This is a genomic window from Micromonospora sp. CA-248260 (genome assembly GCF_050942205.1).
GTDB classification, from domain to species: Bacteria; Actinomycetota; Actinomycetes; order Mycobacteriales; family Micromonosporaceae; genus Micromonospora; species Micromonospora antibiotica.
In genome coordinates, this window is record NZ_CP192021.1 from 1,776,161 (window position 1) to 1,792,725 (window position 16,565).

Here is a 16,565-nt window from a genome sequence, read left to right on the forward strand (position 1 = left end):
GCACCGGCCCCCGACGACTCCGAGGGCCCTGCCCGCGGCACGACGGCCACCGCGACAGCGCCCCCACCCGTGACCCGTACCACCCCCGCCGACCTGCGTATCACCGGAGTTCCGGCACCCGTGGACCGGACCGTCGAGGCGACGCCGGTCGACGCGCCACCGGTGGAGGCCGCGCCCGTCGGGGCAGCCGACGGGTCGGAAGTCGACGGCGACGGCACGGCGGCGGTGGGCGTACCGGAGCGGGGGGCGGCGGACACGGACGGTGACGGCGCGACGCCGGCCGCGTGGTGGCGGCGCTGGCGCTGGACCGCCCGCCGCAAGGACCTGGTGGTGTACGGCATCTTCCTGCTCGTCGCCCTCTGGGTGACCAGCCGGATCTGGGCCGACCCGGCCGGCCGGGTGGCCTCGCTCTACAGCAGCGACCCGGCGCAGGTGCAGTTCTTCCTGGCCCACTCGGTGCGGGTGGTGCTGCACGGGGAGTTCCCGTTCTACACCGACCAGTTCAACTTCCCCGACGGCGTCAACCTGATGGCCAACACGGCGGTGCTGGCGCTGGGCATCCCGATGGTGCCGGTCACCCTGCTGTTCGGGCCGGCGGTGTCCTTCGTGGTGCTGGTCACCCTCGGCCTCGCCGGCACCGCCGCCGCCTGGTACCACGTGTTGTCCCGGCACCTGGTGCGGCGGCGGCTCGCCGCGGCGGTCGGCGGCTGGTTCTGCGGGTTCTCCCCGGCGATGCTCTCGCACGCCAACTGGCACCCCAACATCATCAGCCAGTTCCTGCTGCCGTTCATCGTGTGGCGGGTGATGGTGCTGACCCGTTCCACCCGGCCGCTGCGCGACGGCCTGCTGCTCGCCGTGCTGGTCACCGGGCAGGCGTTCATCAACGAGGAGATCCTGCTCTTCACCGCCCTGGCCTGCGGCATCTTCCTGATCGCCATGGTGGCCCAGCGGCCGGCGCTCTGGTCGGCGGCGTGGCGGCCCCTGGCCAAGGGGGTGGCCGCCTGCGCGGTGCTGGCCGGGGCGCTGCTGGCGTACCCGCTCTACATCCAGTTCGCCGGGCCGATGGCCTACCACGGGCTCAGCGACGCGGTGCAGGACTACGGCAACGACATCGCCGCCTTCTTCGCCCCCGGCTCGCCGACCTTCGGCGGCAACGAACGGGCCAACGTCAACCTGGCCCCGAACTACTCCGAGGAGAACGCCTTCTTCGGCTGGAGCCTGTCGCTGATCGCCGTCGGCATCGTGCTCTGGCTGCGCCGCGAACGCCTCGTCCGGGCGCTCGCCGTCACCGGCGCGTTCTTCGCGCTGCTCTCCCTCGGCGAGCGGATCTCCTGGTGGGGGCGGGACCTGGTCACCGGGCCGTGGGAGCTGCTGGTGCGGCTGCCGCTGCTGGACGCGGTGGTGCCCACCCGGTTCGCGCTGATCACCTCCGTGGTGATCGGCATGCTGCTGGCGCTGGCGGTGCAGCGGGCCTGGACGTTGCGCGGCGCACAGTGGCGGCACGCCAAGACCGTCACGGTGGCCGCCCTGGTGCTGGCCCTGCTGCCGATCGTGCCGATGCCGCTGAAGGTGACCTCCCGCCCGCCGGTGCCGGACTTCATCACCGCCGACCGTTGGCGGGAGTACGTCGGCCCCGGGCAGACCCTGGTGCCGGTGCCCGTGCCCAGCATGGGCAACACCCACGGGATGCGCTGGGCGGCGGCCACCAACCTGGACTTCAAGATCCCCGGTGGCTACTTCCTCGCCCCGCGCAACGGCAACACCGGTGACCCGGGGCGGTTCGGCGGGCGGCCCAGCGGCATCGGGCAGCTCCTCGACGAGGTCGCCACCACCGGGCGTACCACCAAACTGGACGACCGGCAGCGCCGCCGCAGCCTGGACGAGCTGCGGCACTGGAACGCCGCCGTGCTGGTGCTGCCGTTGCGCCAGCACAACGCGGAGCCGCTGCGCCGGACCGTCGAGCAGTTGGTCGGCCCCGCCCGCCGGGAACTCGACGTGTGGGTGTGGGACGTCCGGCCGCTGTCCGCCCGCACCGCCTGACTGTTCCGGTCCAGCCGGGCTGGACTGCGCGACGGGCCGGGCGGGTCAGCCGACCAGCGGGCGGACGTCCCAGAGCCAGACGTCGTCGACCCGCTGCGCCGGGCCGAGCAGGCCGGTCATCAGGTCCCGCAGCACCGCCTCGCGCGGATGGGCGCCCAGCACCACCACCGACGCCCGCCAGAACCGCAGGTCCGCCACCGCCTGCCGACGGTTCTCCTCAGTCAGGGCGGGCACCGTGCCGGCGTCCATGGTGGCGTAGACCAGGGTGCTGGTCGGCCGGTTCGGGGCACCGAAGACACCCTGACCCAGCTCGTTGGGACCGATGAAGTAACCGCCGGGCACCGGGAACTCGTGCCCGGTCAGCGCGCTCCACCGCAGCGTGGGCAGGCCGTGCACGTTGCTCGGGATCGGCACCGGGACCAGGGTGCGCCCGTCCGGGACGTACGGCCGCCAGCCGCCCGCGGTGATGAAGTGCGGTGGCAGGTCGATGTGCTGCGCGGGCAGCGGACGGGGGAACAGCGGCAGCACCGCCAGCGCGATCGCCGCGTACCCGACCGGGCGGACCCAGCGGCGGCGGGCCGGTGGCCCCGACGGGTCGGTCGCGGCGGTGTCCCCGGCGACGGTGTCGTCGGCGGCGGCGCGCGGCGCGGGCACCCGGGGCCGGCCTCGGCCGCCCACCGCGTCCCAGGCCAGCGCGAGCAGGACGCCGACCGCGCCGGTCACCACCAGGGTCAGCCGGGTCGGCATCATCATCTCGACCAACGGCAGATCGTCGGAGATGTACGCCCACGGGCCGTCGATGGTGGTCTCCACCCCGTTGAACCGCACCTTGGGGCCGATCGCCGCGACGGTGAAGACCACCACCAGCACACCGGCGATCCGGGCGGCCAGCGACCGCCGCCAGAGCAGCACCAGGGCGGCCACCGCGACCAGCACCAGCGGCCAGCCGAACCAGGTGTTCTGCTCGGTCAGGCCGATGGTCTTCTCGACCGCCTCGTCCCCGGCCACCGTGTCCCGGGCGAAGGTGACGAAGGCCATCAGGTCCTCGCCCCAGTTGTGGAACACCCCGCCCTGCAACCCCCGGTAGGACTGCGGCCCGTTGAACTGGTACCAGATCGGGTACGCGGTGAGCAGCAGCGCCAGCCCGCCGCCGACCCCGAGCGCGGCCAGGAAGCCACCGGCCCGGGCGCGGGCCTCGCGGGGCCGCTGCACCACGTACGCCACCACCGCCACCAGGCAGGCCAGCGCGGTCAGCAGCAGCATCTCCTCGTTGATGAAGACCTGGTACGCCACCAGCAGCCCCAGCACCAGCCCGTCGCGGCGCCACCGGCCGGGCCGGCCCAGCAGCAGCACCCGGGTCACGATCACCGGCAGCAGGAAGTTGGAGACGAAGTTGGGCTGCCCGTTGGCGTGGTGCACGATGCCCGGGGCGAAACCGAGGAACGCGCCGCCGACGAACGCGCCGGCCCGCGAGCGCACCAGGTGCCGGGAGAGCATCCAGTACGAGGTGGCCGCCGTCGCGGCGAGCGCCCCGCCCAGATAGAGCGCGTAGGTCACCTGCGGGCCGAACAGCAGCGTGACCGGGGCCAGCGGGATGGTCATCCCCAGCAGCGAGGTGTTCGCCATCATGTTCACCCCGTCCGGGGCGTTCTGCCGGGCGCTGAACAGCGGGTTCTCCAGGTGCCGCACCGAGTACGCGCCGTGGGTGAACAGCCACTCGAACCAGCTGTGGTCGGTCGGCAGGTGGGACGACACCCGGTGCTGCACGTCCACCCAGTAGTTCAGGCACACCAGAACGCCGATCAGCACATAGGCTCCGATGGCGAGCACGTCGGCCCGGCCCGGCCGACGGCGGGGCCGCCGGTGCGGGTCTGTCGCGTCCGGCTCGACGGCGTCGGGCACGGACGTCGGGTTCAACGAGGGATCTACCACCGGCACGGCCACGACGGGCCATCGTACAGGCGACGGTCGGCCGGTCCGGTGACCCGGTGCACGGCGGTCCCCGTCCACCAGCGGGCGGTGCGGTCGACGGGGTGCGACGGTCGAAAGAGGGTGCGCGTGACGGTCATCGATCTGGGTGAACTCCGCGACGCCGGGTCACCGCCGCCCGGTCCCGTGCCCCGGCCCGTCGGCCGACCGCTGCGGCTGGCTGTGGTGCTGGTGTTCGCCCTGCTGGCGTTGGCCGCCGCCACACCGGTGGCGAAGCGGGCGACGTTCGTGGTGCCCGCCCCGCTCGGCGCGGTGGCGCTGCTGCACGACGGGGACGTCTTCCTGCTCGAGCCGGGTGACGCCTCGATCGCTTCCGGCCGGTTGAGCGCGTGGCGCATCCCCGACTCCCCGAGGGCGCGGCCGGTGCGGCGCTGGCAGGTGCCGGTGCCGGTGGTCAGCGGTTCCGCCGAGCTGCGCTGGCACGCCGACCTGGTGCTGGTCACCGGCTCCTCCGGCCGACCGGACGGGGCGTACCGGACGTTCGCCCACGCGCGGGACACCGGTCGGGTGCGGTGGCAGCGGTCCGGGGAGGGCCTGGCCGCCGGCCCCGACCTGCTCTTCGAAGACGGTGGGGACGGCCCACCGACGGTTCACTCGGTCGACCCGGTGACGGGAAAGGACCGCTGGTCGGCGTCGATGCTGTCGGCGGTCACCCTGTACCGCAACCGGGCCGACGGCGTGGACCGGATCGTGACGGTACGCCCCGACGGCCCGGCCGAGGTCTGGGACGCCCGCCGTGGGGTACGCCTGCACACCGCACCGCTGGTGGCCTCGCCGTCGGGCACCTACGGTGTCGTCGGCGATCTGCTGCTCGCCGTCGAGCCGAACGCCGACCGGCTGACCGGGTACGACGTCGACGGGCTGACGCGCCGGTGGGACGTACCGTGGCGGGTCCCGTCGTTCTTCGTCCCGTGCGGGTCGTTGATCTGCGCGCAGGGTGAGGCCGGTGGGGTGCGGGCGTTGGATCCGGCGACCGGCCGGACGGTGTGGCGCGACAACCGGTGGGAGCTGGCCGGCGCCGAACGCGGCGGCCGGATGCTGGCGAGCAGCCTGGGGCGGGGCGTCTGGCACCCTCTGGTGGTGCTGGACGTCGCCTCCGGGCAGGTCGCCGCCGAGCTGGACGTCTGGAACCTCGCCCCCTCGGACACGCCGGACGGGCCGGTGTTCGGGGTGCGTCCGGCCGGCGGGGACCGGATGCTGGTCGCCGAGTTGGATGTCGCCGCCGCGCGGGTCCACGCGCGCGACGTGCTGCCCGCCGTGTCCGGTGACTGCCGGGCCGACGCTCAGCTCCTGCTGTGCCGGCTGATGGACGGCAGGTACGGGGTGTGGCGGGTGTCCCGGTGACGGTGATCGATCTGGGTGAGGTCGGTCACCACGACGAGCCGACGCCGCCGCCGGCACGCCGGCCCCGGGCGCGGCGGTCGGCCGGCCACCCGGTGTTCGTCGCCCTGACCGTCCTGCTCCTGCTGCTCACCATGGCCGGCGCGGCACCCGGGCCGCCCCGGTTGATCCCGGTGCCCCTGCCGGACGTGCCGGAGCCCAGTCACCTGATCGTCGGGGACCTGCTGGTGCTCGCCTACCCGTCGGCGCTGTCACCGGCCGGCAGCCGGCAGCTCACCGCGATCGACCTGACCGACGGGCGGGTGCGCTGGGAGACGTCGCTGTCGCCCCGGCACCAGCTGGTGGTGCTGGAGGGGGTCGACGACGACGTGGTGGTCACCACCGATCCCGGCGGCGAACCCGTCTCCATGGTGCTCGACCACGTCGACGGGCGGACCCGGTGGCGGCAGCCCGGGGCGGCGGTGGTGACCGGCGACGGCGGGTTGCTGCTGGAGGATCTCCACGTCGACCGGGTGGCGGTGCGCGGCGTCGACCCGGCGACCGGCGCGGTCCGCTGGACGGCCACGGCCGGACCGGCCACCGTCGGGTACCGGACGGGCCCCCGGGGCATCGAGGACCTCGTCCTGGTCACCAGCGCCGGTCAGGCCGAGGTGTACGACGTCGGCACCGGCGCGCGTCGGTCCACCTTCCCGGTGCCGCCCGCCCGGGGCGACCACCACCACCTGGCCCAGCCGGTCGGTGGCCTGCTGCTCGTCAGCGAGGACCCGGGCCGGGTCGCCGCGTACGACCTGGGGTCCGGTCGGCGTCGCTGGGACACGACGGATCCGGTCCCCGGCGGCGGGAGCGCCTACGCCTGCGGCGATGCCGTCTGTCTCGGTGGCTCCTCCACCGCCCGGGTGCTCGATCCGGTGACCGGCCGGGAGCGCTGGTCCAGCGACCGGTGGGCCCCGGTCGAGGCGGTCGGCAACCGGATGCTCGGCGTCAGTTTCGGCGACGGGCCGCAGCGGCTGGCCCTGCTCGACTCGGCGACCGGCCGACTGGAGGCCGAGCTGGGCGAATGGAGGACGGTCTACCAGCGGCCGTTCACCGCGCCGATCCTCGCCCTCCGACCGGCGGCGGGCGGCCGGCAGTTGCTGGCCGAACTGGACCCCACCGACGGCACCGCCCGGGTACGCGACGTGCTGTCCGGGCGGTGGGACGTCTGCTGGCACAGTCAGGGTGTGTTGGTCTGCTGGCGGCAGAGCAACAGTCTCGGGGTGTGGCGGATGCCGGCTGACCGTGCCGGGTGACCTGCCTGCGGCGGTCGTTTGGCCGGCGGCGCTAGGTTGTCGGACAGGTCGGCGAGGAGGTCGGGATGCGGGTGCTGGTGGTCGAGGACGAACGGAACCTCGCCGACGCGATCGTGCGTGGGCTACGTAAGCGGGGGATGGCGGTCGACGTGGCGTACGACGGGGACGCCGGCCACGAGGCCGCCTTCGTCACCCGGTACGACGTGGTGGTCCTCGACCGGGACCTGCCCGGGATGCACGGCGACCAGATCTGCGCCGAGCTGGCCGCCTCCGGCACCCTCACCCGGGTGCTGATGCTGACCGCCAGCGACAGCGTGGCCGACCGGGTGGCGGGGTTGGGGCTCGGCGCGGACGACTACCTGCCCAAGCCGTTCGCCTTCGACGAGTTGGTGGCCCGGGTGCAGGCGCTGGCCCGTCGGGCCACCCCGGCCGCCCCGCCGGTGCTCCAGGTGGGCGACGTGGTGCTCGACCCGGCCCGCCGGGTGGTGACCCGGGCGGGTGCCCCGGTCGACCTGACGAACAAGGAGTTCGGTGTGCTCAGCGAGCTGGTCAAGGCGCGCGGCGCGGTGGTCTCCAGCGAGGAGCTGCTGGAACGGGTCTGGGACGCGAACACCGACCCGTTCACCACCATCGTCCGGGTCACCGTGCGGACCCTGCGCAAGAAGCTCGGCGACCCCCCGTTGATCGAGACGGTGGTCGGTGCCGGCTACCGGACGGTCAGCCCGTGAGCGCGAGGAGTGAGTGGGGTGTGCGAGCCCCGCAGTCGCGAGCTGAGGTCGCTTCGGTGAGCGCGAGGAGCGGGCGGGTCGTGCGGGTCGGGGTGGGTTCGTGACCCGGCGGTTGCGGCCCACCCTGCGGCTGCGGCTGACGCTGCTCAACGGGGTACTGCTGGTCGGGGCCGGGGCGATCCTGGTGACGCTGGCCTGGCTGCTGGTGCGCGACGCGCTGCGGCCCACCGACGAGCTGCGGCCGGGCACCACCGTGCTGCTGGCCGACGGGCGGTCGCTGGACGCGGCGGTGTGGCAGCGGCAACTGGTCGACGCCGCCTCCGACGAGTTGCTGGTCAAGGGCCTGCTGGCGCTGCTGGCGATCAGCGTGGTCGGGGTGGCCGGGGCGTACTGGGTGGCTGGCCGGACACTGCGCCCGCTGCACCAGGTCACCGCGACCGCGCGTCGGCTCGGCGAGACCACGCTCGACCAGCGGATCGGCTGGTCGGGGCCGGACGACGAGGTGGCGGAGCTGGCCCGGACGTTCGACGCGATGCTGGACCGGATCACCGCCGCCTTCGAGGCGCAGAAGCGGTTCGTCGCCAACGCCTCGCACGAGCTACGGACCCCGCTGGCGGTGATGCGTACCGAAATCGACGTGACCCTCAGCGACGACGAGGCGGACGCCGCCGAGTACCGCCGGATGGCCACCGTGGTCCGGGACGCCTCGGAACGCGCCAACGGTCTGGTGGACGCGTTGCTGGTGCTGGCCCGCAGCGAGGCTCAGACCGGCCGCCGGTTGGCCCGGCGGACGGAGTGTGACCTGGCGACCGGGACCGCCAACGCGTTGTCGGCGATGTCCCGGGAGGTGGAGCGGATCGGGCTGCGGGTGCAGTCCTCGCTGCGGCCGGCCCCGGTGACCGGCGACCCGGGCCTGCTGGACCGGCTGGCCGGGAACCTGATCGAGAACGCGGTGCGTTACAACCACCTGCACGGTCGACTCTGGGTGCGTACCGGCACCGACGGGCGCTCCTCGTGGCTGGTGGTGCGCAACACCGGCTTCGAGGTGGACCAGGCCGACGTGCCGGGGCTGTTCGAACCCTTCCGTCGGGGTGGGCGGGAACGGACCGGGGCCCGGGGGTCCGGGCTGGGCCTGTCCATCGTCCGGGCGGTCTGCGACGCCCACGGGGGGACCGTCCAGGTCACCGCACAGAAGGGCGGCGGGCTGGAGGTGACCGTCACGTTGCCGTCGGTCGACCAGGTGCCGACCGGCTCCGGTCGGGTCGAGCCGCACCGGTAGCACCCGGTCCACCGGGCGGATCAAACGGATTGCCGGCCGGCCGGGCCGCCTGCGAGGATCATGCGGTCGGCCCGAGCCGGAGAGAGGGGGTGCGGTTGATGTCCACCATGACCTGTCCCGCGCCCCACCCCGCCCACCGCTGACATCGCACGTCGCGGGGCGCGTACCACTGCTTCGGAGGCAGACCCGTGAGCGCACGAATCCACAACCTGAGCATCGACTGTCATGACACCTACGCCCTGTCCGGCTTCTGGGCGCAGGTCTTCGAGTGCCCCCGCCAGCCCGACGACCTCCCCGGCGACCCGGAGGCGATGCTCCTGCCTGAGGGTGGGCCGGAGGTGCTCTTCCTGGCCGTGCCGGAGGGTAAGTCGGTGAAGAACCGCCTGCACCTCGACCTGGAGCCGGTCGACCGGACCCGGGACGAGGAGGTCGAGCGGCTGCTGGCTGTCGGCGCCGTCCATGTCGACGACAAGCGTCGGCCGGACGGCACGGGCTGGGTGGTGCTGGCCGATCCGGAGGGCAACGAGTTCTGCGTCCTGCGCAGCGCCGCCGAGCGGGCCGCCACCGCCGGCTGACGTTCGCGTCCCGTCGTCGACGGCGACAGGCCCCGCCCACCCTGAGGTGGACGGGGCCTGTCGGGCCGACCGGTGGGTCAGCCCTTCTTCTCGATCTGCCCGCGCATCGTGACGAACTCGGACTTCAGGTCGGCGGCCGACTTGTAGTACTGCACGATCAGACCGACGCTGCCCCGGTCGGCCCAGATGCAGACGCCCAGCGGGACACCCTCGCTCTTGCCGTCGCCGCACTTGGCGTCGCCGCCGAGCGGGCCGGCGTCGACAGCCGCCATGTTGGTGACGTTCAGCTGGGTGGCGATGCCGGTGACGGCGTCGTTCAGCTCCTTCTTCGGGTCGGCCATCACGCCGGACGCGGCGGCGATCATCAGCAGGTCCCGCTTGGCCGGGTCACCGTAGAAGGCACCTGCGGTGCTCGTCTCGTTTTGCACGGACTTCTTCATCTCGGTGACCAGCCCGTCGGCGACCGCCTTCAGCGCCGGCTCGGTGACCTGCGGGCGGCCGGCCAGGGTGGCCGGGGCGGTGACCGTCGTGTTGACGGCGTCCACGGCCTCCTTGACGTCGTCCTTGAGGGCGAAGGCGGCGATGGCGGCACCACCGAGGCAGAGCACCAGCAGTACGGCCAGCACGATCAGGACGATCTTGACAGGGGACCGCTTCTTGGCCGGTGGCGCGGGCGGCCCGGCGTACGGCGGCGTGCCGACGGTGTCCGGCTGCGGCGGTGGCGGGTAGCCGCCCTGGGGCGTACCGCCGTCCGGCTGGGAGGCGTGCGGACCGGTCGGGGGCTGGGACATGAGGTGGACTCCAGAACGTCGTGGGTAAGGCCGGATGATCTTAGCCAGAGGGTCGGACAACCCTGGCCCCGCTCCACCGGCCCGTTCCGACCCGGCCCGTCGGGCGGTCGGCGGTTTCGGGACAGGTCGATGCGGGCGGAGGGGTACGGTCGCCGGGCGGCACGCGGGGTGGACCCGGGCGCGCGGAGTCACCGGTCCCACGTGGGACCGGTGACCGTGACCGTCGTCGCGCGGATCAGTCCCGCTTCTCGATCTGCCCCCGGATGGAGACGAACTCGGACTTCGCCTTGCTCGCCGAGGAGAAGTACATGACGATCATGCCGACGCTGCCGTGGTCGGCCCAGACGCAGACGCCGAGCGCGATGCCGGACGCCTTGCCGTCCCCGCACTTCGCGACCCCACCCAGCGGACCCGGTTCGATGGTCGACATCTTGGTGACCGCAAGCGAGCTGCCCAGGCCCTTGACCGCGTCGTCCAGCTCCTGCTCGGGGAGGATGACCGGGCCCGACGCGCCGGCCATCATCACCATGTTCCTGCTGGCCGCGCTGCCGTAGAACGCGCTCACCGCCCCGGTCTCGTTGCGGACCTCGGACTTCATGTCGCGGACCATCTGGTCGGCGATCCGGCGCAGCTCCGGGTCGGTGCTCTTGGACCGGCCACCGAGGGTCGTCGGGGTCACCAGCCGGATCGGGCCCGGGTCGTCGGCGCTCTCGGTGGGGGTCGGCTCGGGAGTCGGGCTGTCGGTCTCGACGGGGGTGGGGCTCGGGGTGGGCGACGTGACCGCGGTGGGCGTCGGCGACGGGGTCGGCGTCTTCGGGTCGTCGTCGCTGAGGGCGACCCAGGTGAGACCGCCGCCGCCGAGGCAGAGCACCAGTAGGCCGGCGAGCCCGAGCGTGAGCAGCAGCGGCAGCTTCGACCGCTGCGGCGCGGGTCCGTGCGGCAACCCCGGCGGAGCGCTGTACGGCGCACCGCCGAAGCCGGCGTACTGCGGCGCGGCGGGCTCCGGGTAGCCGCCGGGCCGGGGCGCACCCGGGTACCCCGACTGCGGGCCGGGGTACCCGGGCTGCGGGGTGCCCTGGTAGCCGGGCTGCGGGGCCGCCGGGTAGCCGGACTGCGGCGCACCGGGATAGCCGGCGGGCGGGCCGGACTGCGGCATGCCGGGGTAGCCGGCGGGCGGGCCGGACTGCGGCATGCCGGGGTAGCCGGCGGGCGGGCCGGACTGCGGGGTGGCGGGGTAGCCGGACGAGGGGGTGCCGGGCGGGCCGGACTGTGGGGGCGTGGGGTAGCCGCCCTGCGCCGGGTCGGGCTGCGACCAGCCGCCGTACTGCGGACCGGGATAGGAGTCGGCCGGGGGAGCTGACTGCGGGTCGGGCCAGCCGCCGGACTGCGGGGTCGCTGCTCCCGGGTACGGCGTGGTGGGCCAGCCGCCACCCGGTGGCGGGGTGTGCGGACCCTCGGGCGGGGCGGGCGGGCCGTCGGACGCAGGCGGGTAGTGACCGGTGGGCGAGCCGTGCTCCGGCTGTCCGGACCAGGGATCGACCGGCGGTGTGGTCATCAGATCAGCTCCAGGCGAGGGTGAGAACGCGTGATCGTAGCCAGACGGAGCCCGGCCCCGCAGCCCCCCGAGTCTGACGAGGGTACGCAAATGACGATCGCGGTGGCCACGATAGCCCGGGGGGAGGACATCGTCGGCCACCGCGATCGCGGGGGAGCGGGGATGGTTCAGGCGCGCAGGCTGGCGACTCCGCGCGGCAGGAAACGCTGCCCGGTGACCCGCTCGGAGGTGCCGGTCCGGTCCAGGTACGGGGTGACCCCGCCCAGGTGGAACGGCCAGCCCGCACCGAGGATCATGCACAGGTCGATGTCCTGCGCCTCGGCGACGACGCCCTCGTCGAGCATCAGCCGGATCTCCTGCGCCAGCGCGTCGAGCGCGTTCTGCCGGACCTGCTCGCCGCTGAGCGGCTGGTCGCCGACGACGAGCAGCTTGGCCACCTCGTCGTTGATCCGGTCCTCGACGACGATCGGCTGACCCGACTCGGCGATCCGGCGGAGGTTCTCGCTGACGTCGAACCGGTCCGGGTACGCCGCGTGCAGGGTGCCGCCCACGTGGTACGCCACGGCCGGCCCGACCAGCTGGAGCAGGGCGAGCGGACGCATGGGCAGCCCCAGCGGGTCCAGGGCGCTGTCCGCCACGTCGAGCGGGGTGCCCGCGTCGACGGCGGCGAACACGGTGCCCAGGAAACGGGTGAGCAGCCGGTTGACCACGAACGCCGGGGCGTCGGAGACCAGCACCGACGACTTCTTCAACTGCTTGCCCACGGCGAAGGCGGTGGCCAGGGTGGCGTCGTCGGTCCGTTCACCCCGGACGATCTCCAGCAGCGGCAGCACCGCGACCGGGTTGAAGAAGTGGAAGCCGACCACCCGCTGCGGGTGCTCCAGCTCGGCCGCCATCGCGGTGATCGACAGCGACGAGGTGTTGGTGGCGAGCACCGCCTCCGGAGAGACGATCTTCTCCAGCTCGGCCCAGACCTGCTTCTTGACGTCCAGGTCCTCGAAGACGGCCTCGATGACGAAGTCGGCGTCGGCGAAGACGGACTTGTCGACCGAGCCGGAGACCAGGCCGTACAGCTTGGCGGCGGTGCCCTTGTCCATCCGGCCCTTGCTGACGGCCTTCTCGATCTGGGTGTGCACGTAGCCGACGCCCTTGTCGACCCGCGACTGGTCCAGGTCGGTCAGCACGACCGGCACCTGGAGGCGGCGGGCGAACAGCAGCGCGAGCTGGCTGGCCATCAGGCCGGCGCCGACGATGCCGACCTTGGTGACCGGCCGGGCAAGGGCCTTGTCCGGTGCGCCGGCCGGCCGCTTGGCCCGCCGCTGCACCAGGTCGAAGGCGTACAGACCGCTGCGCAGTTCCTCGGAGAAGATCAGGTCGGCCAGTGCCTCGTCCTCGGCGGCGGTGCCGGTGGCGAAGTCGGCGTCCTTGGCCGTCTCCAGCAGGTCCAGCGCCTTGTACGCGGCCGGGACCGCGCCGTGCAACCGCTGGTCGAGGGTTTGCCGGGCGAAGTACAGCACACCCGCCCACATGTCCTTGTCGACCTCGGGTCGGGTGACGGTGACCGCGCCCCGGACCACCCCGACGGCCCATTCCAGCGACCGTTCGAGGAAGTCGGCCGGCTCCAGCAGCACGTCCGCGATGCCCATCTCGGCGGCCTGCTTCGGCTTGAGCATCTTGTTCTGCATCAGCGGGTTCTGCAGGATCACCTGGGTGGCGGCGGGGATGCCGATCAGGTTGGGTAGCAGTTGGGTGCCGCCCCAACCGGGGATCAGGCCGAGGGAGACCTCGGGCAGGGCCAACGCCGCCGCGCCGCCGGACAGCGTCCGGTAGTGGCAGTGCAGGGCCAGTTCCAGGCCGCCGCCCATCGCCGCGCCGTTGACGAAGGCGAAGGTCGGCACCGCGCTGTCCTTGAGCCGGGCGAAGACCCGGTGGCCGAGCCGGCCGATCTCCAGCGCCTGCTCCCGGTCCGCCAAGGCCGGCAGGCTGGTGATGTCCGCGCCGACGCAGAAGATGTACGGCTTGCCGGTGACCGCGATGAACGCCGGGTCGGCGGCCAGCGCGGCGCTGATCGCCTCGTCGAGGCTGGCCAGTCCGGCCGGGCCGAAGGTGTTCGGCTTGGTGTGGTCGAGACCGTTGTCCAGGGTGATCAGGGCGGCCGGCCGGTCCAGCCCCGGCACGGTCACCTGACGCAGCAGCGCCCGGGTGACGACCTCGTTCGGTGCGTTGAGGCTCATTTGTCTGCACCCTCCCAGTTCGGGTTCTCCCAGATGACCGTGCCGCCCATGCCGATGCCGATGCACATCGCGGTGACGCCGTAGCGAACCTCGGGGTGCTCGGCGAACTGCCGGGCGAGCTGCGTCATCAGCCGTACGCCGGAGGAGGCGAGCGGGTGGCCGATGGCGATCGCGCCGCCCCACGGGTTGACCCGGGGGTCGTCGTCGGCGATGCCGAAGTGGTCGAGGAAGGCGAGCACCTGCACGGCGAACGCCTCGTTCAGTTCGAACAGGCCGATGTCGTCGATGGTCAGGCCGGCGATGCGCAGCGCCTTCTCGGTCGACGGGATCGGGCCGACGCCCATCACCTCGGGCTCGACGCCGACGTAGCCGTACGACACCAGCCGCATGGCGACCGGCAGGCCCAGCTCACGGGCGGTGGCCTCGTCGGCGAGCAGGCTGGCGGTGGCGCCGTCGTTGAGGCCGGCCGCGTTGCCGGCGGTGACCTTGCCGTGCGGGCGGAACGGGGTCTTCAGGGTGGCCAGTTTCGCAAGCGAGGTCTCCCGGGGCGCCTCGTCGGCGGTGGCCAGGCCCCAGCCGCCGTCGGCGTCGCGGATCGCGACCGGCACCAGGTCGTCGGAGAGCTTGCCGTCGGCGTACGCCTTGGCGGTCTTGAGCTGCGAGGCGAGCGCGAACGTGTCGGTGCGCTCCTTGGTGATGTGCGGGACCCGGTCGTGCAGGTTCTCGGCGGTGGCCCCCATCACCAGGGCGGACGGGTCGACCAGCTTCTCGGCGATGATCCGCGGGTTGGGGTCGACGCCCTCGCCCATCGGGTGCCGGCCCATGTGCTCGACGCCACCGGCGATGGCGATGTCGTAGGCGCCCATCGCGATGCCACCGGCTACGGCGGTCACGGCGGTCATCGCGCCGGCGCACATCCGGTCGACGGAGAAGCCGGGGACGGTCTTGGGTAGGCCGGACAGCAGGGCGGCGGTGCGGCCGATGGTGAGGCCCTGGTCACCGATCTGGGTGGTGGCGGCGACGGCCACCTCCTCGACCCGCTCCGGGGGCAGCTGCGGGTTGCGGCGCAGCAGTTCGCGGATGCAGCGGATCACCAGGTCGTCGGCGCGGGTGTTGGCGTACATGCCACCCGCCTTGCCGAACGGGGTGCGGACACCGTCGACAAAGACGACATCCCGAACTTCTCGGGGCACTTGGAGCCTCCTCTTCGACCACGATCCGGCGTCGTGCCGCCGGACGGCGGCACGCGCCGAACGAGGGTCGGCCGGCACTGGCGTTTGCCCCGAATGCTACTAGCCAGTAACCATGGGCGTCACCACCCCGGGTGTGGCCCACCCCACACCCCGACCGGTCGGTCAGGGGGTGGGCAGGAGGGCCTCGGCGAGCGCGGGGAGCAGGAGGTCGAGCTGCCACTGCCGGGCACCGTAACCACGCAGGGTCTCCGTGACGGTGTCCACCGTGATCTCGCCGGGCGGCTGCCAGGCCAGCCGGCGGACCGAGTCGGGGGTGATCAGGTTCTCCGGCGGGAGCCGGTGCTCACCGGCGACCCGTACCACCAGCTCCCGGCACCGGGCCAGCCGGCCGGCGGCCACCGGGTCCCGCTCCGCCCACCGGTGCGGCGGGGGTGGCCCCTCCACCGTCGGGGTGACCGGCAGCGCGTCCTCCGCCAGCTGACGGGCCTCGTCGAGGGCGACCAGCCAGGTGCGGGCCAGCCGGCGTACCGACCGGCCCCCGAAGCCGGGCAGGGTCAGCAGGGTCTTCTCGTCCTTCGGGTCCAGCTCGGCGGCGGCGATGATCGCCGAGTCGGGCAGCACCCGACCGGGCGCGGCGTCGCGTCGGACGGCGATCTGGTCCCGGGCGTACCACAGGGCCCGGACCCGGGCCTGCGCCCGCGACCCGCGCACCCGGTGGATGCCGGAGGTCCGCCGCCACGGCTCCGCCCGCACCCGGGGCGGCCGGGTGGCCCAGGTGATCAGCGCGGCGAACTCCTCCGCCGCCCACGGCGACTTGCCCTGCGCGTGCAGCTCGGCGTCCAGCGCGTCGCGCAGGTCGACGAGCATCTCGACGTCCAGCGCGGCGTACGTCAGCCACGACTCGGGCAGCGGCCGGGTGGACCAGTCCGCCGCCGAGTGGTGCTTCTCCAGCGTGTAGCCGAGCAGCTGCTCGGTCAGCGCGGCCAGGCCGACCCGTTCGAAACCGGCCAGCCGGGCGGCCAGTTCGGTGTCGAACAGCCGGCGCGGACGCAACCCCACCTCGGCCAGGCAGGCGAGGTCCTGGCTGGCGGCGTGCAGCACCCACTCGGTGTCACCGATGGCCTCGTCGAGGGTGGACAGGTCGGGCAGCGGCAGCGGGTCGATCAGCGTGGTGCCGGCACCCTCGCGGCGCAGCTGCACCAGGTAGGCCCGCTGGCTGTAGCGGTAGCCGGAGGCGCGTTCGGCGTCCAGGGCCACCGGGCCGGTGCCCGCCGCGAAGCGGGCCACGACCTCGTCCAGCTCAGCCGGGGTCGCCACCGGTTGGGGGGTGCCGTCGCGGGGTGCGGTCAGCGGAACGGGCCCGCCGGTGGGCTGCTCGGTGCCCGGGTCCGCCGGCTCCGCGACGGCCGGGGGCGGAACGTCTGCCGTGCGGCTTTCGGCGGCCCGACGGCGCAGGGGTGGTTCGTCGGTCACCTGACAACCCTAGTGCGCCCGGCGATGTGGTGTGCGCAGCCGGTCCGGTGTGTGTCGTCCCGGTGTCCGGCAGAGGTC

12 protein-coding genes are annotated in these 16,565 nt (G+C 73.5%); 6 read left to right on the forward strand and 6 right to left on the reverse strand.

Annotation, left to right across the window (positions count from 1 at the left end):
* Positions 1–69: 69 nt before the first annotated feature.
* Positions 70–2,040, forward strand: coding sequence for a hypothetical protein (locus tag ACQP2H_RS08170; protein ID WP_308291062.1), 1,971 nt, complete (start codon positions 70–72; stop codon positions 2,038–2,040).
* 45 nt (positions 2,041–2,085) lie between these two features.
* Here the strand turns inward: ACQP2H_RS08170 and ACQP2H_RS08175 are convergent, their stop codons facing one another.
* Positions 2,086–3,957, reverse strand: coding sequence for a hypothetical protein (locus tag ACQP2H_RS08175; RefSeq protein ID WP_433233487.1), 1,872 nt, complete (start codon positions 3,955–3,957; stop codon positions 2,086–2,088).
* 141 nt (positions 3,958–4,098) lie between these two features.
* Here ACQP2H_RS08175 and ACQP2H_RS08180 point away from each other — a divergent pair, with 141 nt between their 5' ends.
* From ACQP2H_RS08180 to ACQP2H_RS08200, 5 genes are all read left to right on the forward strand, one after another.
* Positions 4,099–5,373 carry a hypothetical protein gene (locus tag ACQP2H_RS08180; RefSeq protein WP_433231899.1) on the forward strand — a complete coding sequence of 425 codons (1,275 nt, stop codon included), beginning with the start codon at positions 4,099–4,101 and terminating at the stop codon, positions 5,371–5,373.
* The gene (locus tag ACQP2H_RS08185) at positions 5,370–6,659 is read left to right on the forward strand and encodes a PQQ-binding-like beta-propeller repeat protein (RefSeq protein ID WP_219468697.1); all 1,290 of its coding nucleotides are present in this window, start codon (positions 5,370–5,372) and stop codon (positions 6,657–6,659) included. The genes ACQP2H_RS08180 and ACQP2H_RS08185 overlap by 4 nt, the downstream gene beginning before the upstream one ends.
* A gap of 65 nt (positions 6,660–6,724) precedes the next feature.
* The gene (locus ACQP2H_RS08190) at positions 6,725–7,387 is read left to right on the forward strand and encodes a response regulator transcription factor (protein WP_208569525.1); all 663 of its coding nucleotides are present in this window, start codon (positions 6,725–6,727) and stop codon (positions 7,385–7,387) included.
* Positions 7,388–7,487: 100 nt separating this feature from the next.
* On the forward strand, positions 7,488–8,666 hold the full coding sequence (locus tag ACQP2H_RS08195) for a sensor histidine kinase (RefSeq protein ID WP_208569524.1): 1,179 nt from the start codon (positions 7,488–7,490) through the stop codon (positions 8,664–8,666).
* A 188-nt stretch (positions 8,667–8,854) separates the two neighbouring features.
* Positions 8,855–9,241 carry a VOC family protein gene (locus tag ACQP2H_RS08200; protein ID WP_219468699.1) on the forward strand — a complete coding sequence of 129 codons (387 nt, stop codon included), beginning with the start codon at positions 8,855–8,857 and terminating at the stop codon, positions 9,239–9,241.
* Between the two features lie 77 nt (positions 9,242–9,318).
* On the opposite strand, the gene ACQP2H_RS08205 is transcribed toward ACQP2H_RS08200, so the two are convergent.
* The 5 genes from ACQP2H_RS08205 to ACQP2H_RS08225 all read right to left on the reverse strand — a co-directional run bounded on the left by ACQP2H_RS08205 (position 9,319) and on the right by ACQP2H_RS08225 (position 16,487).
* A complete protein-coding gene (locus tag ACQP2H_RS08205) occupies positions 9,319–10,032 on the reverse strand; it encodes a hypothetical protein (protein ID WP_219468702.1) in 714 nt (237 codons plus the stop codon).
* Between the two features lie 235 nt (positions 10,033–10,267).
* Positions 10,268–11,587: a hypothetical protein gene (locus ACQP2H_RS08210; protein ID WP_433231904.1), complete on the reverse strand. Its 1,320-nt coding sequence runs from the start codon at positions 11,585–11,587 to the stop codon at positions 10,268–10,270.
* Between the two features lie 167 nt (positions 11,588–11,754).
* On the reverse strand, positions 11,755–13,821 hold the full coding sequence (locus tag ACQP2H_RS08215) for a 3-hydroxyacyl-CoA dehydrogenase NAD-binding domain-containing protein (protein WP_433231907.1): 2,067 nt from the start codon (positions 13,819–13,821) through the stop codon (positions 11,755–11,757).
* Positions 13,818–15,014, reverse strand: coding sequence for a thiolase family protein (locus ACQP2H_RS08220; protein ID WP_219468710.1), 1,197 nt, complete (start codon positions 15,012–15,014; stop codon positions 13,818–13,820). The genes ACQP2H_RS08215 and ACQP2H_RS08220 overlap by 4 nt, the downstream gene beginning before the upstream one ends.
* A gap of 162 nt (positions 15,015–15,176) precedes the next feature.
* Complete coding sequence (locus ACQP2H_RS08225) at positions 15,177–16,487, reverse strand: ribonuclease D (protein ID WP_219468713.1); 1,311 nt, start codon at positions 16,485–16,487, stop codon at positions 15,177–15,179.
* Positions 16,488–16,565 lie beyond the last annotated feature (78 nt).

Bases quoted from the DNA above. Each gene is read 5' to 3' on its own strand.
- ACQP2H_RS08190 (WP_208569525.1), top strand. From the start codon at position 6,725: ATGCGGGTGCTGGTGGTCGAGGACGAACGGAACCTCGCCGACGCGATC.
- ACQP2H_RS08205 (WP_219468702.1), bottom strand. From the start codon at position 10,032: ATGTCCCAGCCCCCGACCGGTCCGCACGCCTCCCAGCCGGACGGCGGT.
- ACQP2H_RS08210 (WP_433231904.1), bottom strand. From the start codon at position 11,587: ATGACCACACCGCCGGTCGATCCCTGGTCCGGACAGCCGGAGCACGGC.
- ACQP2H_RS08215 (WP_433231907.1), bottom strand. From the start codon at position 13,821: ATGAGCCTCAACGCACCGAACGAGGTCGTCACCCGGGCGCTGCTGCGT.